Source organism: Gordonia zhaorongruii (assembly GCF_007559005.1).
GTDB lineage: Bacteria > Actinomycetota > Actinomycetes > Mycobacteriales > Mycobacteriaceae > Gordonia > Gordonia zhaorongruii.
In genome coordinates this window covers 1,096,071-1,121,126 of sequence record NZ_CP041763.1, presented here as the reverse complement: position 1 = coordinate 1,121,126, position 25,056 = coordinate 1,096,071, and the positions used below count along the sequence as shown (strand labels likewise).

Sequence of the window (25,056 nt, the reverse complement as noted above, 5' to 3'; positions counted from 1 at the left end):
TCATGCGGCCGGGTACCGTGGAGAGCGTGACCGACGCGGCATCCTCCTCCAAGCGGCATCGCCCAGCCCTGATCGTGCTGACCGTTGTCGCGGCGGGAGCATGCTTGCTGCTGGCGTGGTGGCAATGGGGACGATTCGAATCGACGTCGGGCAGCTTCCAGAATCTCGGTTACGCCCTCCAGTGGCCGGCGTTCGCGATCGCCGTCGTCTACGCGTACCGCCGCTTCGTGGTGATGGAGTCCGATCCGGACGCCGCCGCCGAACGTGCCACCGGACAGGGCCCGACGGAGATTCCGGACGGGATCCTGCCCGAGCGTCCCGGCGCCGCCGATCCGTCGGTCGCCATCCGGGACGACCAGCCCGACGAGACCCTCACCGAATACAACCGGTATCTCACCGAACTCAACGACCAGCGCGAACAACCCCGCTGATCAGCACCGAAGGACCGAAGTGACCGACGAGAAGACTGCTGCCGAGCCGACTACCGGACCACTCAAGCGCAAGGCCATCGCCTCCGCGCTGCTGCGTTACCGCGTCCTCGCCTGGATCACCGGCGTGTGGCTGCTCCTCCTTGTCGCCGAGATGGTCGCCAAGTACGGGTTCGACGTCGACGGTTTCGGCTGGGTCGGGGTGGCCCACGGCTGGATCTACTTCATCTACCTGATCTTCACCGTCGACCTGAGCATCAAGGCGCGCTGGCCGTGGCTGAAGCTGCTGACCACCGCGATCGCCGGCACCATACCGTTCCTGTCGTTCTACTTCGAGCACAAGCGCACGCACGACGTGAAGACCGCGTACGACCTGTAGCTCCTGGAACTCAGCTGCCGGGATTCAGCTGCCGGCGAGCCCTGCCAGGGCAGGCACCAGTTGCGCGAGCGCCTTACCCCGATGACTCAGGGCGTCCTTCTCCCCGGGCGACAGCTCCGCCGATGTACGGCCGGCGGCAGCCTCGTCGTCCGGAACGAACAACGGGTCGTAACCGAAGCCGCCTGCCCCCGTGGGCGCGGCGACGATCCGCCCTCGCCACTCGCCGCGCACGACGGTCTCCGACCCGTCCGGCAGCACGAGCGCGCACACCGACACGAAGCCTGCACCGCGGCGCTCGGCTGGGACGTCGGCGAGCTGAGCGAGGAGCAACTCGTTGTTGGCCGCGTCGCCCTGACCGCCGCTCCATCGTGCAGACAGAATGCCGGGCATTCCGTTCAAGGCGTCGACTGCCAGCCCGGAATCGTCCGCCAGCGAAGGCAACCCGGTGCGTGCGACCGCTTCTCGCGCTTTGATGAGCGCATTGTCCTCGAACGTCGCACCGTCCTCGACGGGTTCCGGGTACGCCTCGACGTCGCCGAGTCCGATGACGTCGAGGCCGCCGATCTCGGCACCGTCGACGACGCGCCGCAGTTCCGCCAGCTTCTTCGCGTTACCGGACGCAAGCAGGACGCGTGGCGTCACTTGCCCGCAGGCTTAGCCGCGGTGGGCAGCTCGCCCGGGTACGGCTCCAGGAGCACCGTCTGCTGCGCCTCGACGATCTTCTCGATTCCGGCCGTGGCCGAGTCGAGCATCGCGTCGAGAGTCCGGCGCGGGAAGGTCGCGCCCTCACCGGTGCCCTGAATCTCCACGAGCGTCCCGGCGTCGGTCGCGACGATGTTCATGTCGACCTCGGCGCGCGAGTCCTCCTCGTACGGAAGGTCAAGGCGCACACGGCCGTCGACCACACCGACACTGACCGCGGCGATGACGCACGACAGCGGCTGCGGGTCGTTGAGCTTGCCCGCCGCACCCAGCCAGGTGACGGCGTCGCTCAACGCGACGTACGCACCGGTGATGGCCGCAGTGCGCGTGCCGCCGTCGGCCTGCAGAACGTCGCAGTCGATGGCGATGGTGTTCTCGCCGAGAGCCGCGAGGTCGATGCATGCACGGAGGGACCTGCCGATGAGGCGGCTGATCTCGTGGGTGCGTCCACCGATCTTGCCGCGCACCGACTCACGCTTGGAGCGCTCGTGGGTGGCAGCGGGCAGCATGGAGTACTCGGCGGTCAGCCAGCCGAGCCCGGAGCCGCGCCGCCAGGAGGGCACTCCCTCGGTGACCGACGCCGTGCACATGACACGCGTGCTGCCGAACTCTACGAGGACCGATCCGGCCGGGTGGGAGGTGAAACCGCGGGTGAATTTGATGGGCCGCAGCTCGTTGTCCGTGCGGCCGTCTTCTCGTGTGCTCACGTGCTCCACTGTATCGGTCCAGTCGTTGCACGTCTGTCCAAGGCCGAGGTATAGTCGAACATACATTCGATACACGGTCAGGGGGCGATCACGATGGGCGGCATCGCATCGGTCTCGACCTCCGGGAACGAACTCGTCATCCGCATCCCTCTCCCCGCTGACGACGCGGACGATGCGTCGCGCGTCGCGTTCGCCGGGCAGTCCGAGCGCCTGGACGGCCCGTTGCGCTGGTACCGCTTTCGGTCCGCGTACCAGGTGCTCACGTCCGCGATCGTCGCCGCCGACGCCGTATCGTCCGACCCGAACGCGCTCTACGATCCGGTCACCAGAACGGCCGCCGAGTACGCGGCCGTGGCGCGGGTCCGTCAGTCACAGGCCGAGGGATTCCTCGATCGCGCCGCCGACTGCTTCGAACGCATCCCCCGGATCGGAGAGTGCATGCGAGCAGCCCTGATCACGCCGATGATGTTCGATGACCTGCGGTTCGAGACGGCCTTGATCGAAGACCCGGAAGTGCTCGCCGACGTCGATGCCACGGTCGCGGATTGGCTGCGCGGTGCAGGGCAGGTCTCGCGGCGTCGCGCGTCCGAGAACGCACGACGCATCGTCACCCGACTGGATGCAGAGGCCGCCCGGCAACGACGCAAGGAGTCCAGGCACTTCAAGGACGCCGGAGCGTCCCCGCTCGATGGCCGGCTGTCGCGCTTCATCGTCACCGCCGACGCCGAGGACGCACTGCTGTCGCAGGAAGTCGTCGACGCCCTCGCCGCTGGAGTGTGCGACGACGACCCGCGAAGTAAGGCACAGCGACGGTCGGACGCTGCAGTGGCCCTGCTGCAGAGGCGGACGTTCACCTGCCGGTGCAGCCGGCCGGATTGTCCGGCCGAGCTATCCGACGGCCAGATCGCCGACCGGTGCGCGCGCATCGTGCTCCACGTCGTCGCCCGGCGCGAGACCCTCGACGGATCCACTGACACTCCGGCTTACCTGGACGGTTTCGGACCCGTCTCGGCCGACCACGTCAGGGAGCTGATCGAGCGTCCGGACGCCGTCGAGCGCGATCTCGACGTCGACGAGCTCCTCGAGCAGACTGCGCAGGACGCCTGCCCTTACCGCCCCACGGCGACCTGCGACGCCGCCGTGCGCGCTGCTTTCGGACGATGCTCATGGCCCGGATGCGACCGGCCGGCATGGAAGTCCGATCTCGACCACGTCTGCGAGTACAACCATCGCGATCCGGCCGCCGGCGGCGCCACCTGCTTCTGCAACCTGAATCCGAAGTGCCGCTTCCATCACGGACTCAAGACGAGCACCGACGGCTGGCTCGACGACCAGATGATCGACGCGAACGGGATCATCTGGACCGAGGTGACCTCCCCGACCGGGATCACCGTCCGCACCGAGGCGGGCAACACCTGGCTGCTCCCCGAACTCGGGCTGCTCCCCTGCCGCCACGGCCCACCGGCATCACCGGGACCCTCGAACCCGAGGGCGGAACCGCAGCGCTCGACGTCACGAACCGAAGCCAAGCACCGGTACCGGATGAAGATGCGCGCCGAGAACCGCCGGGCGAGAGAGCACGACCACGCCGCACCGAGTGATCGGCCGAATACGTCGGGCGATATTCCGTTCTGAGGCTGAGCCCGTCTGCACCTACAGCGGCGGGCGAACCTCGATGACCTGGCCTTGATGCACCAGCTGCAGCGGTCCTGCGTATTCACCGGAGGCCTCGTCGAGGATCGCGTCCGAATCCGTCCACGGCACGACGTGCGTCAAAGCGAGGGACCGCGCGCTAGCGCGGGCAGCAGCCTGCCCCGCCTCGACACCGGACAGGTGAATCCCTTCCGGCCGGTTCTCCGGGTCGTGCGTCCACGACGCCTCGCACAGGAACAGGTCGGCGTCGCGCGCCACCTCGACCAGTTCGTCGCACACACCGGTGTCGCCGCTGTACGCCAGTACCGCACCGTCTGGACTGGTGATCCGCAACCCGTACGTGCTCGGCGGATGATTCACCTTGAACGGCTCGATGTGGAGCCCGTGAACCTCGACGGCCACGCGGTCCTGCCATTCGTGGACCTCGTACGTGTCGGTGATGTCGTCGACGTGGCCCGGGTACTCCGAGGACCCCGCACCGATGCGCACCTCGACGCCGTCGGGACCGAAGAGCAGTGAACGCTCCGTCGCACGCTCAGGAGACCAGCGGCGCCATACCAGCATCGCGGGGAGGTCCATGCAGTGGTCCGCGTGCATGTGACTGAGCAGGACTGCGACTTCGTTCGGGTTCGCGTATCGCAGCAACTCACCGAAAACGCCGTGCCCGCAGTCGATGAGTACCGGCGGATACCCGTCGGCTTGCACCAGGTAGCCAGAGCACGCTGCGCCGGGACCGTTCACACTCCCCGAGCATCCGAGCACCGTCAATCGCATACGCCCACTTTGCCATGCCTGGTTAGCCGTCGAACACTTAACCGGCGCGACGTGACACATGGACCGCTCGCGGCCATCAGGTGACACTGATCACAATGAGGGGTTAAAAATGCGCGACATGGCCGACCTGAGGACCGAGGAATCGGGCCGATAGTTTGCGGAAGAGTTCGGGATCGCCTGTGGCCGAGAACAATCGGTGCGCCTCGCGCCCCGAGTGAGGGTTCAGGGTGTCGGCTTCGGTCAGCACTCGGAACGTGTCCTTGGCCGTCTCCTCCGCGCTCGACACGAGAGTGACGTCGTCGCCCATCACCAACTGGATGACGCCCGACAGCAACGGGTAGTGGGTGCAGCCGAGCACGACGGTGTCGACGTCCGCCTGCTGCAGCGGAGCCAGGTAGCCCTGTGCCAGTTGCAGGATCTGCCTGCCGCTCGTCACGCCCCGCTCGACGAAGTCGACGAACCGCGGACACGCCACCGCGGTGATCTCCATGTCCCGGGCGGCCGCGAAAGAGTCCTGGTACGCACGTGAGGCTACGGTCGCCTCGGTGCCCAGCACACCGATCCGGCCGTTCCTGGTGGCGGCGACCGCACGCCGTACCGCGGGCAGGATCACCTCGATCACCGGGATCGGCGCATACCGTTCGCGCGCGTCGCGCAGCATCGCGGCGGATGCCGTGTTGCACGCGATGACGATCGCCTTCACTCCGCGGCGCATCAGCTCGTCGCCGATCGCCAGAGCGTGGCCCCGGATCTCCGGGATCGTCAGCGGACCGTACGGCCCGTTCGCGGTGTCGCCGATGTACACGATGTCTTCGTCGGGTAGCAGGTCGATAACCGCGCGTGCCACGGTGAGCCCGCCGACGCCGGAGTCGAAGATGCCGATCGGTCCGTGGTTCAGCGGAAGCCTCCCTGATCGATTCCCGTCTTGGATGTGCCTGTTCTGGATGTGCCTGGCTTAGATTTGCCCGTCTTGGATGTGACAACAGCCGCGAGGACGCCGCCTGCAGCCCCGAACAGATGACCTTGCCATGACACCCCGCTCGCTGCGGGCAGGACACCCCACAGGATGCCGCCGTAGACGAGAGCGATCACCACGCCGCCCAGCACCTGCCACACGTCACGGGTGAAGAGCCCCCGAACGATCAGATAGGTCAGCCACCCGAACACGATGCCGGACGCGCCGATCGTGACCGTGCCGGCCGGCGCTATCAGCCAGACCCCGAGCCCGGACACCACCCAGACGATGCCCGTGACGAGCACGGCCCGCCTGCTGAGCAGCACGAAGAAGGCCAGCACCACCCCCGGCAGCAGGTTCGCGACGAGATGCGCCAGGTCCGCGTGCAGAAGTGGCGCCCACACGATGCCCGACAGGCCCGACCACTCCCGGGGAACGATGCCGAGACGGTCCAGGCGTCCGTTCAGGATGAGGTCGACCACCTCGATCGCGAGCAGGACCACCACGACGACGCCGATGATGATCGCCGCTCGACCCCACCTCGACCGCGATGATGCAGCGCTCGGGCCCGCGGGCGCCCTGTTCACGAGTCCCCTGCGTTCATGAATCCCCTGCGAACGCCGAGGCGACGACGTCGCGGTAGGCGGGGATTCCGGCCACCGACGTCGCATGGACCACCGCCGAGACGATCGCTCGCTGCACGACGGTCGCTGCCGCCTCCGCGAGTCCGGCCACCACCGCTATGTCGGGTTCCATGCCGACCGGGATGTCGACGTCGGGATCCGGATCTGCTTCGCGTGCGCCGGTCGCCACGGCGAAGAGCGTGTCACCGTCGAGCGGCGAATGAGCGGGGCGGACGGCACGCGCGAGGCCATCGTGGCCGGACATCGCCAGTCGGCGGACCGCCGGAACCGACAACCGCGCGTCAGTCGCGACGACACCGATCGTCGTGTTGAGAACAGTGCCCTTCGCCGACAGCTCGCGCAGCCGCGTGATCTCGCCGGCGACCGGATTCCGCAATCCGTGGTGGGCCAGATCGTCACCGCCCCAGGGCAGACCGATCGACGGATCGACCACCTGGCCGACCGGATTCGCGACGACGAGCGCACCGACCGTGAGTCCACGCGCCGGTCCCTCGGTCATCGTCATCGACGCCGTACCCACCCCGCCCTTGAGGGCTCCCGCACGAGCGCCTGCCCCGGCGCCTGCCGAGCCGACCTCGAAGTCCACGGCCGCCGCGGCGAGCGCCCGCTCCCCGAACTCGGCTGTCGGCCGGTTCTCCCACCGGCCCACGGGCAGATCGAAGATCACCGCAGCTGGAACGATCGGCACCACATGTCCATGCCGATCCATCGACAGGCCCACGCCGGCGGCCTCGAGTCCGTGCATCACGCCGTCTGCGGCGGACAGTCCGTAAGCGCTGCCACCGGTGAGGACGATCGCGTTCGCACCACGGACGCTGTTACCCGGCTCGAGTAGGTCCGTCTCACGCGTTCCCGGACCACCGCCCCGCACGTCGACGGCCGTCGTCGCACCCTCCGGCACGCGAACCACGGTGGTGCCGGTCGCCCACCCGTCGCCGGGGTCGGTCGCAGTCGCGACCGCGACCTCCTCGTCGAGGCGGTGATGGTGCCCCACCGTGATCCCGTCCACATCGGTGATCCGGTTGCCGCGGATCGCAGTCACCGATCCGTGTGCAGTCGCCGGGCCGAGCGCAGCCATCGGGTCGTCACTCATCCGGTCGTCACTCATCCGGTTGCGGGCGGTCACTCCGGCACGTCCCAATCGGACTCGGTCCACTCGTCGGCCATCAGCGCCTCCACGAGAAGTCCCTGCACGACGGACAACCAGTCGTAGATGTCACGGTGCGCCGCATGCGGATGATCCGGCGGGAGCCTGCCCTGGTCGTCGTCGATCCCGAGCATCGCACCCAGCGCCAGACGCACGTCGGTGAGCGCGGCCAACCAGCCGTCGGCCTCGCGTTCGGTGAGCCGGACATCGCCGCCGTCGCGCGGCAGGGTCGCCAGCACCACCTGAGCGGCATCGAGCTTCGCATCGATGATGCGCGGCTCGTTGACGCTGCGGAGTCCGCCGTTCAGGTCGGACGCGATCGACGCGACCGTCAGCTCCGGCTCATGGTCCGGTCGGTGGAAGTCGGGCAGCAGGCGGCCGAGCGTCACGTCCTCGGGTCCCCGCGTGTGCCCGGTATCGATTCCGGTCATCGCCGACAGCTCATCGCGCGGTGCAGAGTCGGCACGTTCGGTGAGCAGCTCGCAGATCGACTCGATCATCGACGTGAGCAGCTGGCACTCGTAGCTCTCGAGGTTCGAGCAGATCCGCACATCGTCCCCGCTGCCGGTGCGGCGCCACGTTCTCATGTCTCACCCGCTCTCATGAATCGTGCTGCATCGTCGCCCACAGCCCCGCCGACTGCAGTTTGCGGACGTCGGCCTCGACTTTCGCGCGGTCCCCGGAGGAGACGACGGCCTTGCCTTCGGTATGAACCTGCATCATCAATTCACGCGCGTGCATCTCCGAGTAGCCGAACAGCTTCTGGAAGATGTACGCGACATAGTTCATGAGGTTCACCGGGTCGTCCCAGACCACCGTCACCCATGGCCTATCGACGACGACCTGGGGTTCGGCAACCGCGGTGCCGGTGCTTGTGCCCGGCGTCGCCTCATTGCGCACCATGAGTAATAGGGTAACGAATGTGACCAGTACCGCGCTCCTCACCGATCAGTACGAACTGACGATGCTGTCGGCCGCACTGCAGGCCGGAACAGCAGATCGCCCCTGCGTGTTCGAGGTTTTCGCACGGAGACTTCCGGACGGACGGCGGTACGGCGTTCTCGCCGGAACCGGACGCCTGCTCGACGCCCTCGCCGACTTCCGGTTCACCGACGACGAGTTGGACGCACTGCGCGGCATCGTCGACGCCGACACGCTGACCTGGCTCGCCGACTACCGGTTCACCGGCGAGATCGACGGCTACCGCGAAGGTGAGCTCTACTTCCCCGGCTCCCCCGTCCTCACCGTCCGCGGTGGTTTCGCCGAAGCGGTGATCCTCGAGACACTGGTGCTGTCGATCCTCAATCACGACAGCGCGATCGCATCGGCCACGGCTCGCATGGTGAACGCGGCCGCGGGCCGGCCGATCATCGAGATGGGCAGCCGTCGCACCCACGAACAGGCTGCGGTGGCCGCCTCGCGCGCTGCCTACCTCGCCGGCGTGACGGCGACGTCGAACCTCGAGGCGGCCCGCACGTTCGGAGTGCCGAGCGCAGGCACGGCCGCACATTCGTTCACACTCTCGTTCGCGACTCCCGACGGACCCGACGAGCGGACCGCGTTCGCCGCGCAGATCGATGCGCTGGGCGTCGGCACCACCCTGCTCGTCGACACCTTCGACATCACGACCGGCGTCGCGAACGCGATCGACGTCGCGGGCCCCGAGCTCGGCGGCGTGCGCATCGACTCCGGCGACCTCGGTGTGCTCACCCGCCAGGTCCGCGCCCAGCTCGACGACCTCGGGGCACGGAACACCAAGATCGTCGTCTCCGGCGATCTCGACGAGTACGCGATCGCCTCCCTGCGCGCCGAACCGGTCGACACCTACGGCGTCGGCACGTCCCTCGTCACGGGAAGCGGCGCACCGACCGCGGGCATGGTCTACAAACTCGTGGAGGTCGACGGCCTTCCGGTGGCGAAACGCGCCAGCCACAAGGAGTCCCACGGGGGCGCCAAGCGCGCCGTTCGCCTGGCACGCGACACCGGCACGATCCTCGAAGAGGTCGTGCTGACCGGCGGCCCCCTCGACACTGCCGACATCCCCGGCATCGGTAGCCTGGACGTGCGGGAACTGCAGATCCCGCTGGTGCGCGACGGCGATGTGGTCGACGACGTGCCCGATCTCAACGACGCCCGCGAGCACCTCGCCCGCGGACTGGTGTCGCTGCCGTGGGAAGGCCTCGGCCTGAGCCACGGCGACCCTGCAGTTCCCACCCGCTACGTCAGCCGACCGGAGACCCGATGACCGACCACCGCGCACTGATCGTCGTCGACGTGCAGAACGACTTCTGCGAGGGCGGCAGCCTCGCCGTCGCGGGCGGTGCCGCCGTCGCAGCAGGCATCAACCAGATCAGCGGCGAGTACTCGACGGTCGTGGCCACCCGCGATTACCACATCGACCCGGGCGACCACTTCTCCGAAGATCCCGATTTCGTGGACTCGTGGCCGCCCCACTGCCGGGCGCGCACCGACGGCGTGGGTTTCCACCCGACGCTCCACACGGACGAGTTCCAGGCGGTCTTCGACAAAGGCGCCTACAGCGCTGCGTACTCGGGGTTCGAGGGCGCCGACAGCGACGGCGTCTCGCTTGCCGACTGGCTCTCCGCCAAGGAGATCAGTGCCGTCGACATCGTCGGACTCACGACCGATCACTGCGTCCGGGCCACCGCCCTCGATGCGGTCCGCGCGGGTCTGCGCACCCGGGTCCTGCTCGAACTCACGGCAGCGGTCGCCGAGGAGACCGCCGACAGCGCATTGCGCGAGATGCGCGAGCAGGGCGTCGACGCCGCAGGCACCCTTCTGCATCGGGGCACGCCCCGTGAGGACCGGACTCAGGGAACTCCGATCGAGGGCTCGACCACCACGAGCACCGCAACCGAGTGAGCCCCGTCGCCGACGTCCCCGCAGTTCCCGAACTTCTCGAGCACGCGGTCGACGCCCTCGGGGGCACGCGCCGGGAGGGCCAGGTCGCGATGGCCACCGCCGTCGCATCCGCGATCGACGATGACAAGCACCTCGCCGTGCAGGCCGGGACCGGCACCGGCAAGTCGCTCGCCTACCTGATTCCGTCTATCCGCCATGCGATGGTGGAGAACCAGACCGTCGTCGTATCGACCGCGACCATCGCCCTGCAACGCCAGCTCACCGAACGCGATCTGCCGCGCCTGTCCACTGCTCTCGCCGGCCCCCTCGACCGCGAGCCGACGTTCGCCATCCTCAAGGGCCGCGCCAACTACGTGTGCCTGAACAAGGTGCACACCGGTGTCGCCGACGAACCGGACACCGAGCTGTTCGACGCGTTCGAGTTGTCGCGCACCGGTCGCGAGGTTACCCGACTGCGCGAGTGGGTGTCCGACACCGAGACCGGCGACCGCGACGACCTGACGCAGGGCGTCTCCGACCAGTCGTGGCGCCAGGTGAGTGTGAGCTCTCGCGAATGCCTCGGCGCCAACAACTGCCCGTACAGCGAAGACTGCTTCGCCGAGATCGCCAGACGCAAGGCCGGCGCCTCGGACGTCATCGTGACCAATCACGCGATGCTCGCGATCGACGCCATGAGCCCGGCGACGATCCTGCCCGAGCACAAGGTCGTGGTCATCGACGAGGCACACGAACTGGTCGACCGCATCACCTCGGTGACCACGGAGGAGATCTCTGCGGCAGGCGTGAGCCTGGTCGCAAGACGGTGCGGAAAGCTCATCGACGACGAGACCGCCGACTCGCTCCTCGGTGCAGGCGAACAGCTCGGCGACCTCCTCGAGGACTCGCTCCGCGGCGAGTGGACGCGCCTCCCGAACGGGGCGGGCGAGATCCTCGCCTCGCTCCGCGACCGGCTGTGGAATGCACGCAGCAGCATCGGGCCCGCACGACCCGGCAGCGGCGGCTCCGACCCGGAGGCGGCAGCGGCACGTCAGATGGCGATGTCGGCCGCCGAATCGATGCACGACGCGGTGGTCCGCGTCCTCACCGTGTTCGGCGAACCCGACATCACCAAACGCCACGACGTCGTGTGGAAGTCCGACGACGAGTTCCGCGGCAACAAGCGCCACACCCTGCGGATCGCGCCTCTCTCGGTGGCGGGCCTGCTGCGCACCTCGCTGTTCACCGACTCCACCGTGATCCTCACGTCGGCGACGCTGGCGATCGGCGGCAACTTCGACGCCCTCGCCCGCACCTGGGGGCTCGCACCGCACGGTGACGATCCTGAGGGAGCGGGATGGCGGGGGCTCGACGCGGGGTCGCCGTTCGACTATCCGAAGGCCGCCATCCTGTATGTGGCGTCGCACCTCAAACCGCCGGGCCGCGACGGACTCGGCGAACCGGCCCTCGACGAGATGGTCGGCCTGATCGAGGCCGCCGGCGGTCGCACGCTCGGACTCTTCTCGTCGATGCGCGCGGCGAAGGAGGCCGCGGAGAAGCTCCGTGACCGCGTCGACCATCCGATTCTCTGTCAGGGCGACGACGCCACCTCCACCCTCATCCGCAAGTTCGCCGATGACGAGCAGACCTGCCTGTTCGGCACGTTGTCGTTGTGGCAGGGCGTCGACGTCCCGGGCTCGTCGCTGCGGCTGGTGATGATCGACCGCATCCCGTTCCCGCGACCGGACGATCCACTGCTCTCGGCACGACAGCGCGACGTCGACGCGCGCGGCGGCAACGGGTTCCTCACGGTCTCGGCCAATCACGCGGCACTCCTGCTCGCGCAGGGCGCGGGCCGGCTGCTGCGGTCCACCTCCGACCGCGGGGTGGTGGCCGTCCTGGACTCGCGACTCGCGAACGCCCGCTACGGCGGCTATCTCATGGCGGGACTGCCGCCCTTCTGGCGCACCCGGGATCCGAAAGCCGTCGTATCAGCCCTGCGGCGTCTCGGTGCGACCTGACAGATGCACGATCAGATCGACCGACTCCAACGAGGCATTCATCCACGGCCCGAACGGATCCTTGGACCGTGGGCGTCCGGAACGCAGGCGCACGGGCGAACGGTCCGCGCCCTGCTGCCCGGCATCACCGACGGATCGGTGGTCGCAGGCGACGTGCAGCAGCCGTTGCGCCGGGTAACCGGCTGCCTCTACGAGGCCGAACTGCCCCGGCTTCCCGATCCGCCCGGTGCCGACTACCACTTCTCGGTGCGGTACCCCGATGAGGACCGACCGCGCGAACTCGACGACCCGTACCGTTTCGCACCGCGCCTGACACCCGACGACCGCGCCGACGTCAACGACGGTGCGAGCACGATCGTGAGCCTTCTCGGGTCCCACCCCGGCCACCGGGTCACATCGTCCGGTCGCCGCGTCGCAGGCACCGACTTCGCGGTCTGGGCACCCAATGCACGCGGTGTCACCGTGTTCGGCGACTTCGACGCCTGGGGGGCCCAGTCGTACCCCATGATCCGCCGCGACGGGGTCTGGGAGCTGTTCGTCCCCGGGGCCCGGGTCGACGACCGGTACAAGTACCGCGTCGTCGGCGCGGACGGACTCGTCCGCGACAAGGCGGATCCCCTCGCCCACCTGACCCAGACGCCCCCGGAGACAGCATCGGTCATCGCCGCGCCGTCGGAGTATCAGTGGACCGACGGCGCATGGATCGCCGATCGCGCGCACCTCGAGCCGCTGCAGGAGCCGATGAGCATCTACGAGGTCCACCTCGGATCGTGGCGTCGCGGACTGGACTACCGGCGGGCCGCCCACCTGCTCGCCGATCACCTCGCCGACATGCACTTCACCCACATTCAGCTGATGCCGGTGAACGAGCATCCGTATGCACCGTCGTGGGGATACCAGGTGGGATCGTTCTTCGCACCGACGTCCCGATTCGGGTCACCCGACGACCTCCGGTACCTCGTCGATCACCTCCACTCCCGCGGATTCGGCGTGCTCCTCGACTGGGTCCCCGCGCACTTCCCGAAGGACGAGTTCGCACTCGGCGAGTTCGACGGCACCCCGCTGTACGAGCACGCCGATCCGCTGCGACGCGACCAACCCGACTGGGGCACTTATTCGTTCAACCTCGGACGGGACGCCGTCCGGGGGTTCCTCCTCGCGAGCGCCCGCTACTGGTGCGACGAATTCCACGTCGACGGTCTGCGTGTGGATGCCGTGGCAGCGATGCTGTACCGCGACTACTCGCGCGGCCCGGGACAGTGGCGTCCCCACCCGGACGGCGGCCACCGGAATGAGGAAGCCGTCGACTTCCTGCGCGCGCTCACCGACGAAGTCCACGCCGGCCACCCCGGCGTGCTGGTGATCGCAGAGGAGTCCACTGCATGGCCGGGAGTCACCGCGCCGACCGCCGACGGCGGGCTCGGATTCGACTTCAAATGGGACCTCGGTTGGATGCACGAGACCCTCGCGTACTGCTCCGCCTGCCCCGCCGAGCGCAGCGGCCGCAATGCGGGCCTGCTCTCCACGCTGACCGAGGCGACCCGGGAACGGTACGTACTGCCGCTCAGCCACGATGAGATGGTCCACGGCAAAGGCACGTTGCTCACCCGGATGCCCGACGACCGCCCGGCCGACGACGTCCGCGCGCTGCTCGCCTATCAGTGGGCGCACCCCGGCAAGAAGCTGCTCTTCATGGGGCAGGAGTTCGGCCAGACCGACGAATGGTCCGACCATCATGGAGTGCGCTGGGACGAGTTGCACGGGGAGCGTGGCCCCGTGCACCGCGGGATCGCCGCCCTCGTCCGCGACCTCGGCCGGATCATGACCAAGACCCCTGCTCTGTACGCCGGCGACGGCCGCACGGACGGACTCGAGCTGCTCGTCGCGAACGACACGGAGAACGCGGTCATCGCATTCCTGCGGCGCGCTCCGGGCGCCGACGATCGAGCCGTTCTCGCGTGCCTCATAAACTTCTCCGACCAGGACCTGTTCGGCTACCGGATCGGACTGCCGGTGTCCGGCAACTGGCACGAGGTGCTCAACACCGCGGCCGTCGAATACCACGGATGCGGGCTGGGCAATCTCGGCTCGGTCATCGCCGCCGCGCGACCCAGCCACGGGCGGCCGTTCAGCGCCGACGTCACGCTGCCCGCACGGTCCGCAATCTGGCTGGTGCCTGCCTGAGCCGGTCCCCGACTGTGTCGGTACCGGGCGGTGTCAGTACAAGGCGATGTCAGTACAGGGCGGTCGCGAGCTTGCGACGTGCCGCCACGACGAACGGCTCCGCCGGGTCGAACAACTCGAAGAGTTCGAGCAGCCGCGTGCGGGCACGCGACTTCTCGTCGCCGTCGGACACCCGGATCACCTCGATGATCCGGTCGAACGCCTGCTCCGGACGCTGACCCAGCAGCAGCACGTCGGCGGCGGCGAGTTGCTGGTCGACGTCGCCTGCCGCAGCCGTCTCGATGATGGTCGGGTCGTGCTCCTGCGCGCGCATCAGGAACTCGATGTTGCGCGCGACGGACGCCGCCTCGGTATTGCCCGGTTCGACGGCCACGATCGCCTGGTAGGCGGTCAGTGCCCCCTCCAGATCGCCCGAGTTCATCAGCTCCTCGGCCGCCGTCATCCGCGGGTCCTCAGGTTCCTCCGCGTCGGCGGCCGCCGACGGGTCTCCCTCGGGGAGGGTGATGCCGACCTTCGCGGCGATGTCCTTCAGCCACACCGAGATCTGCTCGGGCGGCTGCACGCCGTCGAACGCCGAGACCGGCTGACCGCCCGTCAGCGCGATCACCATGGGGACGGACTTCGCGCCGAACGCCTGCGCCACGCGCGGACTCGCATCGACGTCGACGCGAGCCAGTGTCCAGGCGCCGTCGGCCTGACCGGCGAGCGTCTCGAGTGACGTGACGACCTCGCCGCTGGGCTCGCTCCACGCCGCCCACAGCACCACGACGACGAGTTGCTCCTGTGACCGTGAGATCACGTCCGCCTCGAAGTTCGCCTCGCTGACGTCGATCACCGGCCCGCTCGCAGTGCCCCCTGCGGCGGGCTCCGTCGGTGCGGCTCCGGGCGCAGGCGCCGAACGCTGCGCCTCGGCCCGGGCCTTGAGGCCGGAGAGGTCGACGGCGCCCGACATCGCGGCACCCTGCTGCATCGCCGCTGCTGCGGCCTGCTGACGATTCATAGAACTGCTCACACTGTCAGTTTGTCACGGTCTTCGTCGGTGCTGCCACGTGCCGCGTCGCCCGACAATTCGCCGAGGTGCCCCTTGCGGCGAGCCCACGTCTCGAACCAGACGGTGAAGAACGGGGGCACCGAGGCGATCACAGCGAGGGCCAGGATCTTGATGTCCCAGCGCAGCGCCCGTGCGGTCAGCAACGTGACGATCAGGTAGATCACGAATGCCGCACCGTGCAACGCTCCGGGCACGCTGACGGCCGATTCGTATCCGCCGCCGTACTTGAAGGCCATGCCGACGAGCAGGGCCGCCCACGTGATCGCTTCGACGACGGCGATGAAGCGGAAGCGCTTCGCGGGGGTCGAGAGATTGAAGAAGTCTTTCATGATCATCCTGCCTTCGGAACTCGAACGATGAGGGCGTCGCCCTGGCCACCCGCGCCGCACAGCGCGGCCACGCCGACACCACCGCCGCGGCGGGCCAGCTCGAGCGCCAGATGCAGGGTGATGCGAGCACCTGAGGTACCGATCGGGTGCCCCAGGGCGATCGCGCCGCCGTTGACGTTCACGATCTCCTCGTCCACGCCCAACGACTTGGTCGACGACAGTCCGACGGCGGCGAAGGCCTCGTTGATCTCGATGAGGTCGAGGTCGGATGGGCTGATGCCCTCCTTCTCACACGCCTTGACGATCGCGTTCGCGGGCTGCTGCTGCAGCTTCGAATCGGGGCCGGCGACCACGCCGTGCGCACCGATCTCGGCGATCCACGACAGACCGAGCTTCTCGGCCTTCGCCTTGCTCATCACGACCACGGCTGCGGCACCGTCGGAGATCTGCGAGGACGACCCCGCGGTGATGGTGCCGTCCTTGCGGAAGGCCGGCCGCAGGCGCCCCAGCGACTCGGCAGTGGTGTCGGCGCGAACGCCCTCATCGGTGTCGAAGCTGACCGGGTCGCCCTTGCGCTGCGGGATCTCCACCGGCACGATCTCGTCGGTGAACAAGCCCTTCTCCTGAGCCTGCGCAGCGAGCCGGTGGCTGCGGGCGGCGAACTCGTCCTGCTGCTCGCGGGTGAACGCATCCTCGTCGTTGCCCTGCTCGGTCAGCGCGCCCATCGGCTGATCGGTGAAGACGTCGTACAGTCCGTCGTACGCCATGTGGTCGACGAGGGCCGTATCGCCGTACTTGAAGCCTCCGCGGCTGCCCGGGAGCAGGTGCGGCGCCTGGGTCATCGACTCCTGGCCGCCCGCCACGACGCACTCGAACTCACCGGCGCGGATCAGCTGGTCCGCCATCGCGATCGAGTCGATGCCCGAGAGGCACATCTTGTTGATCGACAGTGCCGGAACGTCCCAGCCGATTCCGGCCTTGACCGCGGTCTGCCGAGCCGGCATCTGGCCCGCTCCCGCCGTGAGAACCTGCCCCATGATCACGTACTCCACCTCTGAAGCGTCGACTCCGCCACGCTCGAGGGCGCCCTTCACCGCGGTCGCACCGAGGTCCACGGCAGAGAAGCCCTTCAGCGAACCCATGAGACGCCCGAAGGGCGTGCGCGCCCCCGCGACGATGACGGTCGTGTTGTCGGACATTCAGCCAACTCCTTGTCGAAAAACGAGGTGCAGGGTGCACAAACACACCGTGCGTTCGAGCGATATTCGCCCTCCAAGTTACCTTTAAGGGATGAGTAACACCGCATCGGACAATGTGAAGACCACCACGCCCGGCGACGGCCCTCTCCCGGGGATCAGCGACCTCGTCGTCGGCATCGACCACGTCGGCATCGCGGTCGCCGACCTGGACGCCACGGCAGCCTGGTACCTCGACAACCTCGGCTTCGTGAATCACCACGAGGAGATCAACGACGAGCAGGGCGTCCGGGAGGCGATGGTCGGCCCGGCCGATGGCGAGGGCGTGCTGATCCAGCTGCTCGCTCCCCTAAGCGATGAGTCGACGATCGCCAAGTTCATCGACCGGAACGGGCCCGGACTTCAGCAGCTCGCGGTGCGGGTCACCGACATCGACGCCGTCATCGAACGGCTCTCGGCCGACGGCATCCGGCTGCTCTATCCGGCACCCAAGCGCGGCACCGCCGATTCGCGGATCAACTTCGTGCACCCGAAGGACGCGGGCGGCGTTCTACTCGAGCTCGTCGAACCCGCCGCCGCACACTGATCACGAACCGGTCATATATCACTTCACTGCCGACACCCCGGCGGTGGGGTCCACGCATCCGTCGCCGACGCGGCTAGAATCGACACCATGTCAGCACCGGGACAGCGTCACAGCCCCTTCCCCATCGTCATGCGCGGATACGACCGCGACCAGGTCACGGATTACATCCGGCGGCTCGATGCGGATCTTCAGATGATGACCGCCGATCGCGACTCGGCGCACTCCAACGCAGACGATCTCTACGACCGTCTCGAGGACGCGCGCCGGGAGATGCACAGCTTGCGCCGTGAGGTCGACACGCTCTCCATTCCGCCGACCACTGTCGCAGGCATGAGCGAACGCGTCTCCCGCATGCTCCAGCTCGCTACGGACGAGGCCGCGGAGCTCCGCAGCAGCGCTCGCGAGGAAGCCGACGAGACCCTCAGCATCGCACGGCAGGAAGCACAGGACCGGCGCACCGACGCCACCGCAGACGCGACCCGGACCACGGAACTCGCTCAGGAGAAGGCCGACTCCCTCATCACCGAGGCAGAGAAGCGCGCAGCCGCCATGGACGAGAAGACCGAGAAGGTCCGTCTCGAAGCCGAACGCACCGAAGAGGCGGCCAACGACCGCGCACGCGAGATCATCGCTGCAGCCGAGGACGATGCGGCCCGCCTCCGCGGCGCTGCGCACAGCGTCGCGATGAACCGACTCGCCCGGTCGCGTGAGCTCGCGGGCGCCGCTCACGACGCACACGGTCAGATCCTCGACCACCTCGCTGCCCTGCGCCAGCATCTCGGCGACCTCCCCGACGCCCTCGCACTGTCCGGTGACGAGGAGTCGCTGGTGGCGCAGACCGATTCCGACGATCTCGAACTGCTCAACCGCACCCTCCTCGGGCGCGATCGCTTCGAGTCCGAGGCTGAGCTCGACGAGACGGAAGCCGGAGCAGATGCGCGCGGCACCGCCGAACGGGGATCCGACGACGCGGATTTTGACCGAGCCGGCTTCGACGACGCGAAGCCGGCCGAATCAACCGATGTCCTGTCCGCGGTCTCCGACGACTACCGCGACGGCGGCTTCGCCGAAGAAAGGTACGGGACTACACGCTCGACGGGCGATACGGGCCGCAAGTCCGCCACTGCCTGATCGCGTTTCGCCTCAGAAGAGCCGGAACTCCGTGCTCTCCGTACCGCGAAGCTTGTCGTAGTCGAGCGTCACACAACGGATCCCACGGTCCTCCGCCAGGGTCTTGGCCTGCGGCTTGATCACCTGAGCCGCGAAGATACCGCTCACCGGCGCAATCGTCGCATCACGATTGAGCAGGTCCAGATAGCGCGTCAACTGCTCGACGCCGTCGATCTCACCGCGCCGCTTGATCTCCACGGCGACGGTCTGCCCGTCGCCGTCCCGGCACAGGATGTCCACCGGACCGATCGCGGTCATGTACTCGCGTCTGATCAGCGTGTAGCCCTCGCCGAGTGTGGTCACATGCTCGGCCAGCAGCTCCTGCAGATGCGCCTCGACGCCATCCTTCACCAAACCCGGATCGAGGCCCAGTTCGTGCGACGAATCGTGATCGATCGAAGCCACCGTTATCCGCAACTGCTCGCCGGCCTTGTTGGTGACTACCCAGATCGCCTCGGCATCGCTGCCTTCGGGCACGTCCTCCTCAGACAGCCAGCACGGCGGGGTCATCCAGTTCAGCGGCTTGTACGCACGATCGTCGGCGTGAACACTCACCGAACCGTCCGACTTGAACAGCAGCAGCCTCTTGGCCATCGGCAGATGAGCGGTGAGACGTCCGACGTAATCGACCTGACATTCTGCAATCACTAGGCGCACATCCGCCACTCTACGCAACGGTCCAGATAGCAGTAGAGCCCCCACCAGTGGTGGGGGCTCTACTCACGATTAGTTCGGCGGTGTCCTACTCTCCCACACTGGTTAGGGTGCAGTACCATCGGCGCTGGAGGGCTTAGCTTCCGGGTTCGGAATGGGGCCGGGCGTTTCCCCTCCGCTATGGCCACCGAAACAATATGAAACTATCCACCACCCACAAACCCCTTACCGGGGCTTTGTGGATGGGTGTGTTGTTTCAGAAAGTAGATAGTGGATGCGAGACACACAAAAAATAATGTGAGTGTTGTTAGTAAGTCCTCGGCCTATTAGTACCAGTCACCTCAACACATTACTGTGCGTACAGTTCTGGCCTATCAACCCCATGGTCTGTAGGGGGCCTTACCCAACAAAGTTGGTGAGAAACCTCATCTTGGAACAGGCTTCCCGCTTAGATGCTTTCAGCGGTTATCCCTTCCGAACGTAGCTAACCAGCAGTGCCCTTGGTAGGACAACTGGCACACCAGAGGTTCGTCCGTCCCGGTCCTCTCGTACTAGGGACAGGTTTCCTCAAGTTTCTAATCGCGCGCGGCGGATAGAGACCGAACTGTCTCACGACGTTCTAAACCCAGCTCGCGTGCCGCTTTAATGGGCGAACAGCCCAACCCTTGGGACCTACTCCAGCCCCAGGATGCGACGAGCCGACATCGAGGTGCCAAACCATCCCGTCGATATGGACTCTTGGGGAAGATCAGCCTGTTATCCCCGGGGTACCTTTTATCCGTTGAGCGACACCGCTTCCACTTGCCGGTGCCGGATCACTAGTCCCGACTTTCGTCCCTGCTCGACATGTACGTCTCACAGTCAAGCTCCCTTGTGCACTTACACTCAACACCTGATTGCCATCCAGGCTGAGGGAACCTTTGGGCGCCTCCGTTACATTTTGGGAGGCAACCGCCCCAGTTAAACTACCCACCAGGCACTGTCCCTGAACCCGATCAGGGTCCGAGGTTAGAAGCCCAATACGATCAGAGTGGTATTTCAACAACGACTCCACCACCACTAGCGTGATAGCTTCACAGTCTCCCACCTATCCTACACAAACCGTACCGAACACCAATACCAAGCTATAGTGAAGGTCCCGGGGTCTTTTCGTCCTGCCGCGCGAAACGAGCATCTTTACTCGTACTGCAATTTCGCCGAGTCTGTGGTTGAGACAGCAGAGAAGTCGTTACGCCATTCGTGCAGGTCGGAACTTACCCGACAAGGAATTTCGCTACCTTAGGATGGTTATAGTTACCACCGCCGTTTACTGGGGCTTAAATTCTCAGCTTCACCACACAAGGTGGTTAACCGGTCCTCTTAACCTTCCAGCACCGGGCAGGCGTCAGTCCGTATACATCGTCTTACGACTTCGCACGGACCTGTGTTTTTAGTAAACAGTCGCTTCTCTCTGGTCTCTGCGACCACCACCAGCTCACAACGAAAAGTCGATCACCAGCCGTGGTCCCCCTTCTCCCGAAGTTACGGGGGTAATTTGCCGAGTTCCTTAACCACAGTTCTCTCGATCGCCTTAGTATTCTCTACCTGACCACCTGTGTCGGTTTGGGGTACGGGCCGTGTACCAACTCACTAGAGGCTTTTCTCGGCAGCATAGGATCATGGAATTCACCACTACGGTTACGCATCACCTCTCAGGCACCATGAGACACGGATTTACCTATATCTCGCCCTACAGGCTTACACCAGTACAACCACTGACTGGCCCCACTACCTTCCTGCGTCACCCCATCGCTTGACTACTACATCCAAGGTCCCATGCAGCCACACCCAGAACACTCCCGAAGGAGCACAAAGGGTGCTTTTGGATGGTTAGTACAGATGATTCACCATTGGGCGCGGATACACGGGTACGGGAATATCAACCCGTTGTCCATCGACTACGCCTGTCGGCCTCGCCTTAGGTCCCGACTCACCCTGGGCGGATTAACCTGGCCCAGGAACCCTTGGTCATTCGGCGGACAAGTTTCTCACTTGTCTTTCGCTACTCATGCCTGCATTCTCACTCCCACACCCTCCACACCTGGATCACTCCGGCGCTTCCACGGATGCAGGACGCTCCCCTACCCACCCACACCACTAGACACACCCAAAGGGTGCACCGATGTACATGTGTGAGTGCCGCGGCTTCGGCGGTGTACTTGAGCCCCGCTACATTGTCGGCGCAGGATCACTTGACCAGTGAGCTATTACGCACTCTTTCAAGGATGGCTGCTTCTAAGCCAACCTCCTGGTTGTCTTCGCAATCCCACATCCTTTTCCACTTAGTACACGCTTAGGGGCCTTAGCCGGCGATCTGGGCTGTTTCCCTCTCGACTACGAAGCTTATCCCCCGCAGTCTCACTGCCACGCTCTCACTTACCGGCATTCGGAGTTTGGCTGACGTCAGTAACCTTGTAGGGCCCATCGGCCATCCAGTAGCTCTACCTCCAGTAAGAAACACGTGACGCTGCACCTAAATGCATTTCGGGGAGAACCAGCTATCACGGAGTTTGATTGGCCTTTCACCCCTACCCACAACTCATCCCCTCCATTTTCAACTGAAGTGGGTTCGCGCCTCCACGACGTCTTACCGTCGCTTCACACTGGCCATGGGTAGATCACTCCGCTTCGGGTCTAGACCCAGCGACTCAACGCCCTATTCAGACTCGCTTTCGCTACGGCTACCCCACACGGGTTAACCTTGCCACTGAGCACTAACTCGCAGGCTCATTCTTCAAAAGGCACGCCATCACCCCACAACGAGGGCTCTGACGGATTGTAAGCGTCCGGTTTCAGGTACTATTTCACTCCCCTCCCGGGGTACTTTTCACCTTTCCCTCACGGTACTAGTCCGCTATCGGTCACCAGAGAGTATTTAGGCTTACCGGGTGGTCCCGGCAGATTCACAGCAGATTCCACGAGCCCGCTGCTACTTGGGCAACACTGAAGCCAGTCAACGCGCTTTCGGTTACGGGACTCTCACCCACTACGGCAGACCATTCCAGGCCACTTCACCTAACACGAAAATTTATCACTGACCACCTGCCCGGCAGAACAGATAACAATGCCCCCACAACCCCACACGCACAACCCCTGCCGAGTCTCACATACGCATGGTTTAGCCTCATCCACTTTCGCTCGCCGCTACTCACAGAATCACTATTGTTTTCTCTTCCTGTGGGTACTGAGATGTTTCACTTCCCCACGTTCCCTCCACACCCGCTATACATTCACGAGTGGGTAACACGACATAACTCGTGCTGGGTTTCCCCATTCGGACACCCTCGGATCACAGCTCGTTTGACAACTCCCCGAGGACTATCGCGGCCTACCACGTCCTTCATCGGCTCCTGGTACCAAGGCATCCACCGAACGCCCTAAAACACTTACAACAACACCCACAAACACACCACACACACGTGCGGCACGAATGTGGACATCACAACAAAAACTTTGAAATTGCAATACACACCTATATTTCAAGATGCTCGCATCCACTATCCACTTCTCAAACAACACACACCCACACACCCCACACCCACAAAACACGGGCGGAAACGCATGAGCAGCCAAAGACAACACAAACATGTGTTCCCTCAGAACCCCGATAGTGTGCAATAAACCAACCGCCAGTCACCCAGCGATCGACCCCCAGCCGGCAACCCATCCAGGGCCACCAACAACGGAGGCATCTTGTGTTTCACCCATGAACAAACACCCACCGCACCACAAACGGGCACGCAATGAGTATGTTGTCTGCTCCTTAGAAAGGAGGTGATCCAGCCGCACCTTCCGGTACGGCTACCTTGTTACGACTTCGTCCCAATCGCCAATCCCACCTTCGACGGCTCCCCCCACAAGGGTTGGGCCACCGGCTTCGGGTGTTACCGACTTTCATGACGTGACGGGCGGTGTGTACAAGGCCCGGGAACGTATTCACCGCAGCATTGCTGATCTGCGATTACTAGCGACTCCGACTTCATGGGGTCGAGTTGCAGACCCCAATCCGAACTGAGACGCGCTTTAAGGGATTCGCTCCACCTCACGGTCTCGCAGCCCTCTGTACGCGCCATTGTAGCATGTGTGAAGCCCTGGACATAAGGGGCATGATGACTTGACGTCATCCCCACCTTCCTCCGAGTTGACCCCGGCAGTCTCCTGCAAGTCCCCACCATCACGTGCTGGCAATACAGGATAAGGGTTGCGCTCGTTGCGGGACTTAACCCAACATCTCACGACACGAGCTGACGACAGCCATGCACCACCTGTACACCAACCACAAGGGAAACCACATCTCTGCATCGTCTGGTGTATGTCAAACCCAGGTAAGGTTCTTCGCGTTGCATCGAATTAATCCACATGCTCCGCCGCTTGTGCGGGCCCCCGTCAATTCCTTTGAGTTTTAGCCTTGCGGCCGTACTCCCCAGGCGGGGTACTTAATGCGTTAGCTACGGCACGGAACTCGTGAAATGAGCCCCACACCTAGTACCCACCGTTTACGGCGTGGACTACCAGGGTATCTAATCCTGTTCGCTCCCCACGCTTTCGCTCCTCAGCGTCAGTTACTACCCAGAGACCCGCCTTCGCCACCGGTGTTCCTCCTGATATCTGCGCATTTCACCGCTACACCAGGAATTCCAGTCTCCCCTGTAGTACTCAAGTCTGCCCGTATCGCCTGCACGCCTGCAGTTAAGCTGCAGAATTTCACAGACGACGCGACAAACCGCCTACGAGCTCTTTACGCCCAGTAATTCCGGACAACGCTTGCACCCTACGTATTACCGCGGCTGCTGGCACGTAGTTGGCCGGTGCTTCTTCTCCAGGTACCGTCACTTGCGCTTCGTCCCTAGCGAAAGAGGTTTACAACCCGAAGGCCGTCATCCCTCACGCGGCGTCGCTGCATCAGGCTTCCGCCCATTGTGCAATATTCCCCACTGCTGCCTCCCGTAGGAGTCTGGGCCGTGTCTCAGTCCCAGTGTGGCCGATCACCCTCTCAGGTCGGCTACCCGTCGTCGCCTTGGTAGGCCATTACCCCACCAACAAGCTGATAGGCCGCGGGCCCATCCCAAACCGCAAAAGCTTTCCACCACACACCATGCGACATGTGGTCATATCCGGTATTAGACCCAGTTTCCCAGGCTTATCCCAGAGTTCAGGGCAGATCACCCACGTGTTACTCACCCGTTCGCCACTCGAGTACCCAGCAAGCTGGGCCTTTCCGTTCGACTTGCATGTGTTAAGCACGCCGCCAGCGTTCGTCCTGAGCCAGGATCAAACTCTCCAACAAAAAACATCAAAACAACACCAACCCCAAAAGAGCCGGCAGTTTCAACACAAGCCAGAAAGCAAAACCTGACCAATCCAAAAAACTGACTGATAAAAATCTACTCACAAAAACAACAAACCCCACAAAAGGGTTCATCCTCGTCACAAACAGAAATCCTCAGCCACAAAACAAAATAAATGTGGCACAAGAAAATCCATCACACACTATCGAGTTCTCAAAGAACACACACCCACCAGCACCAACCCCACAAACAAGGGCCGAACTCCAGAGAGCTGAATTATTCGCCACCCG

21 protein-coding genes and 3 rRNA genes are annotated in these 25,056 nt (G+C 65.1%); 9 read left to right on the top strand and 15 right to left on the bottom strand.

Going from position 1 to position 25,056, the window contains the following annotated elements:
- Positions 1–2 precede the first annotated feature (2 nt).
- Positions 3–431, top strand: a complete 429-nt coding sequence (locus FO044_RS05060; RefSeq protein WP_132993779.1) for a transcriptional regulator — start codon at positions 3–5, stop codon at positions 429–431.
- Between the two features lie 19 nt (positions 432–450).
- Positions 451–807, top strand: coding sequence for a DUF3817 domain-containing protein (locus FO044_RS05055; protein ID WP_132993780.1), 357 nt, complete (start codon positions 451–453; stop codon positions 805–807).
- A 24-nt stretch (positions 808–831) separates the two neighbouring features.
- Here the strand turns inward: FO044_RS05055 and rdgB are convergent, their stop codons facing one another.
- The gene (gene rdgB, locus FO044_RS05050) at positions 832–1,449 is read right to left on the bottom strand and encodes an RdgB/HAM1 family non-canonical purine NTP pyrophosphatase (protein WP_132993781.1); all 618 of its coding nucleotides are present in this window, start codon (positions 1,447–1,449) and stop codon (positions 832–834) included.
- Positions 1,446–2,216 carry a ribonuclease PH gene (gene rph / locus FO044_RS05045; RefSeq protein ID WP_132993782.1) on the bottom strand — a complete coding sequence of 257 codons (771 nt, stop codon included), beginning with the start codon at positions 2,214–2,216 and terminating at the stop codon, positions 1,446–1,448. The genes rdgB and rph overlap by 4 nt, the downstream gene beginning before the upstream one ends.
- A gap of 93 nt (positions 2,217–2,309) precedes the next feature.
- Between rph and FO044_RS05040 the strand changes: the two genes are divergently transcribed.
- Positions 2,310–3,851 carry an HNH endonuclease signature motif containing protein gene (locus FO044_RS05040; protein ID WP_132993783.1) on the top strand — a complete coding sequence of 514 codons (1,542 nt, stop codon included), beginning with the start codon at positions 2,310–2,312 and terminating at the stop codon, positions 3,849–3,851.
- Between the two features lie 18 nt (positions 3,852–3,869).
- Here the strand turns inward: FO044_RS05040 and FO044_RS05035 are convergent, their stop codons facing one another.
- The 6 genes from FO044_RS05035 to clpS all read right to left on the bottom strand — a co-directional run bounded on the left by FO044_RS05035 (position 3,870) and on the right by clpS (position 8,292).
- Positions 3,870–4,643, bottom strand: coding sequence for a cyclic nucleotide-degrading phosphodiesterase (locus FO044_RS05035; RefSeq protein WP_132993784.1), 774 nt, complete (start codon positions 4,641–4,643; stop codon positions 3,870–3,872).
- A 103-nt stretch (positions 4,644–4,746) separates the two neighbouring features.
- Positions 4,747–5,541: a glutamate racemase gene (murI, locus tag FO044_RS05030; RefSeq protein ID WP_132993785.1), complete on the bottom strand. Its 795-nt coding sequence runs from the start codon at positions 5,539–5,541 to the stop codon at positions 4,747–4,749.
- Entirely contained in the window at positions 5,538–6,185 is a 648-nt protein-coding gene (locus FO044_RS05025; protein ID WP_244945789.1) for a rhomboid family intramembrane serine protease, read from the bottom strand. Before FO044_RS05025 ends, murI begins: the two co-directional genes overlap by 4 nt.
- A 13-nt stretch (positions 6,186–6,198) precedes the next feature.
- On the bottom strand, positions 6,199–7,320 hold the full coding sequence (locus FO044_RS05020; RefSeq protein ID WP_132993830.1) for a P1 family peptidase: 1,122 nt from the start codon (positions 7,318–7,320) through the stop codon (positions 6,199–6,201).
- A gap of 44 nt (positions 7,321–7,364) precedes the next feature.
- Complete coding sequence (gene aosR / locus FO044_RS05015; protein WP_132993787.1) at positions 7,365–7,976, bottom strand: oxidative stress transcriptional regulator AosR; 612 nt, start codon at positions 7,974–7,976, stop codon at positions 7,365–7,367.
- 13 nt (positions 7,977–7,989) lie between these two features.
- Positions 7,990–8,292 (bottom strand): ATP-dependent Clp protease adapter ClpS, encoded by a 303-nt coding sequence (gene clpS / locus FO044_RS05010; protein WP_132993788.1) that lies wholly within the window; start codon positions 8,290–8,292, stop codon positions 7,990–7,992.
- Between clpS and FO044_RS05005 the strand changes: the two genes are divergently transcribed.
- The 4 genes from FO044_RS05005 to glgB are packed head-to-tail and all read left to right on the top strand — an operon-like array spanning position 8,291 to position 14,453.
- A complete protein-coding gene (locus FO044_RS05005; RefSeq protein ID WP_186290585.1) occupies positions 8,291–9,634 on the top strand; it encodes a nicotinate phosphoribosyltransferase in 1,344 nt (447 codons plus the stop codon). The genes clpS and FO044_RS05005 overlap by 2 nt on opposite strands.
- Positions 9,631–10,272, top strand: coding sequence for an isochorismatase family protein (locus FO044_RS05000; protein ID WP_132993790.1), 642 nt, complete (start codon positions 9,631–9,633; stop codon positions 10,270–10,272). The genes FO044_RS05005 and FO044_RS05000 overlap by 4 nt, the downstream gene beginning before the upstream one ends.
- Complete coding sequence (locus tag FO044_RS04995; protein WP_132993791.1) at positions 10,269–12,269, top strand: ATP-dependent DNA helicase; 2,001 nt, start codon at positions 10,269–10,271, stop codon at positions 12,267–12,269. Before FO044_RS05000 ends, FO044_RS04995 begins: the two co-directional genes overlap by 4 nt.
- 3 nt (positions 12,270–12,272) lie before the next feature.
- Positions 12,273–14,453, top strand: coding sequence for a 1,4-alpha-glucan branching protein GlgB (gene glgB / locus FO044_RS04990; protein WP_132993792.1), 2,181 nt, complete (start codon positions 12,273–12,275; stop codon positions 14,451–14,453).
- A gap of 49 nt (positions 14,454–14,502) precedes the next feature.
- Here the strand turns inward: glgB and FO044_RS04985 are convergent, their stop codons facing one another.
- The 3 genes from FO044_RS04985 to FO044_RS04975 are packed head-to-tail and all read right to left on the bottom strand — an operon-like array spanning position 14,503 to position 17,032.
- Positions 14,503–15,405: a tetratricopeptide repeat protein gene (locus tag FO044_RS04985; protein WP_132993831.1), complete on the bottom strand. Its 903-nt coding sequence runs from the start codon at positions 15,403–15,405 to the stop codon at positions 14,503–14,505.
- Between the two features lie 56 nt (positions 15,406–15,461).
- Positions 15,462–15,833, bottom strand: a complete 372-nt coding sequence (locus tag FO044_RS04980; RefSeq protein ID WP_132993793.1) for a DUF3817 domain-containing protein — start codon at positions 15,831–15,833, stop codon at positions 15,462–15,464.
- A 2-nt stretch (positions 15,834–15,835) separates the two neighbouring features.
- Positions 15,836–17,032, bottom strand: a complete 1,197-nt coding sequence (locus FO044_RS04975) for an acetyl-CoA C-acetyltransferase (protein WP_132993794.1) — start codon at positions 17,030–17,032, stop codon at positions 15,836–15,838.
- 91 nt (positions 17,033–17,123) lie between these two features.
- Here FO044_RS04975 and mce point away from each other — a divergent pair, with 91 nt between their 5' ends.
- Both mce and FO044_RS04965 read left to right on the top strand, forming a co-directional pair.
- The gene (mce, locus tag FO044_RS04970) at positions 17,124–17,615 is read left to right on the top strand and encodes a methylmalonyl-CoA epimerase (protein WP_132993795.1); all 492 of its coding nucleotides are present in this window, start codon (positions 17,124–17,126) and stop codon (positions 17,613–17,615) included.
- Between the two features lie 87 nt (positions 17,616–17,702).
- On the top strand, positions 17,703–18,746 hold the full coding sequence (locus tag FO044_RS04965; protein ID WP_132993796.1) for a hypothetical protein: 1,044 nt from the start codon (positions 17,703–17,705) through the stop codon (positions 18,744–18,746).
- 12 nt (positions 18,747–18,758) lie between these two features.
- Here the strand turns inward: FO044_RS04965 and nucS are convergent, their stop codons facing one another.
- The 4 genes from nucS to FO044_RS04945 all read right to left on the bottom strand — a co-directional run bounded on the left by nucS (position 18,759) and on the right by FO044_RS04945 (position 24,765).
- Entirely contained in the window at positions 18,759–19,442 is a 684-nt protein-coding gene (gene nucS, locus FO044_RS04960) for an endonuclease NucS (RefSeq protein ID WP_132993797.1), read from the bottom strand.
- A gap of 72 nt (positions 19,443–19,514) precedes the next feature.
- Positions 19,515–19,631 (bottom strand): 5S ribosomal RNA (gene rrf / locus FO044_RS04955).
- 114 nt (positions 19,632–19,745) lie between these two features.
- Positions 19,746–22,870 (bottom strand): 23S ribosomal RNA (locus FO044_RS04950).
- 375 nt (positions 22,871–23,245) lie between these two features.
- Positions 23,246–24,765: ribosomal RNA gene (locus FO044_RS04945) — 16S ribosomal RNA — on the bottom strand.
- The 16S, 23S and 5S rRNA genes sit together here, the layout of an rRNA operon.
- Between the last annotated feature and the right edge of the window lie 291 nt (positions 24,766–25,056).

Excerpts from the sequence above, each read along its gene's own strand:
- FO044_RS05005 (WP_186290585.1), top strand. The coding sequence starts at position 8,291 with ATGAGTAATAGGGTAACGAATGTGACCAGTACCGCGCTCCTCACCGAT.
- FO044_RS04975 (WP_132993794.1), bottom strand. The coding sequence starts at position 17,032 with ATGTCCGACAACACGACCGTCATCGTCGCGGGGGCGCGCACGCCCTTC.
- FO044_RS05020 (WP_132993830.1), bottom strand. The coding sequence starts at position 7,320 with ATGGCTGCGCTCGGCCCGGCGACTGCACACGGATCGGTGACTGCGATC.
- glgB (WP_132993792.1), top strand. The coding sequence starts at position 12,273 with ATGCACGATCAGATCGACCGACTCCAACGAGGCATTCATCCACGGCCC.
- FO044_RS05000 (WP_132993790.1), top strand. The coding sequence starts at position 9,631 with ATGACCGACCACCGCGCACTGATCGTCGTCGACGTGCAGAACGACTTC.
- clpS (WP_132993788.1), bottom strand. The coding sequence starts at position 8,292 with ATGGTGCGCAATGAGGCGACGCCGGGCACAAGCACCGGCACCGCGGTT.
- aosR (WP_132993787.1), bottom strand. The coding sequence starts at position 7,976 with ATGAGAACGTGGCGCCGCACCGGCAGCGGGGACGATGTGCGGATCTGC.
- FO044_RS05035 (WP_132993784.1), bottom strand. The coding sequence starts at position 4,643 with ATGCGATTGACGGTGCTCGGATGCTCGGGGAGTGTGAACGGTCCCGGC.
- FO044_RS04965 (WP_132993796.1), top strand. The coding sequence starts at position 17,703 with ATGTCAGCACCGGGACAGCGTCACAGCCCCTTCCCCATCGTCATGCGC.
- mce (WP_132993795.1), top strand. The coding sequence starts at position 17,124 with ATGAGTAACACCGCATCGGACAATGTGAAGACCACCACGCCCGGCGAC.
- FO044_RS05060 (WP_132993779.1), top strand. The coding sequence starts at position 3 with ATGCGGCCGGGTACCGTGGAGAGCGTGACCGACGCGGCATCCTCCTCC.
- FO044_RS04985 (WP_132993831.1), bottom strand. The coding sequence starts at position 15,405 with ATGTCGGGCGCCGTCGACCTCTCCGGCCTCAAGGCCCGGGCCGAGGCG.
- FO044_RS05040 (WP_132993783.1), top strand. The coding sequence starts at position 2,310 with ATGGGCGGCATCGCATCGGTCTCGACCTCCGGGAACGAACTCGTCATC.
- FO044_RS04980 (WP_132993793.1), bottom strand. The coding sequence starts at position 15,833 with ATGAAAGACTTCTTCAATCTCTCGACCCCCGCGAAGCGCTTCCGCTTC.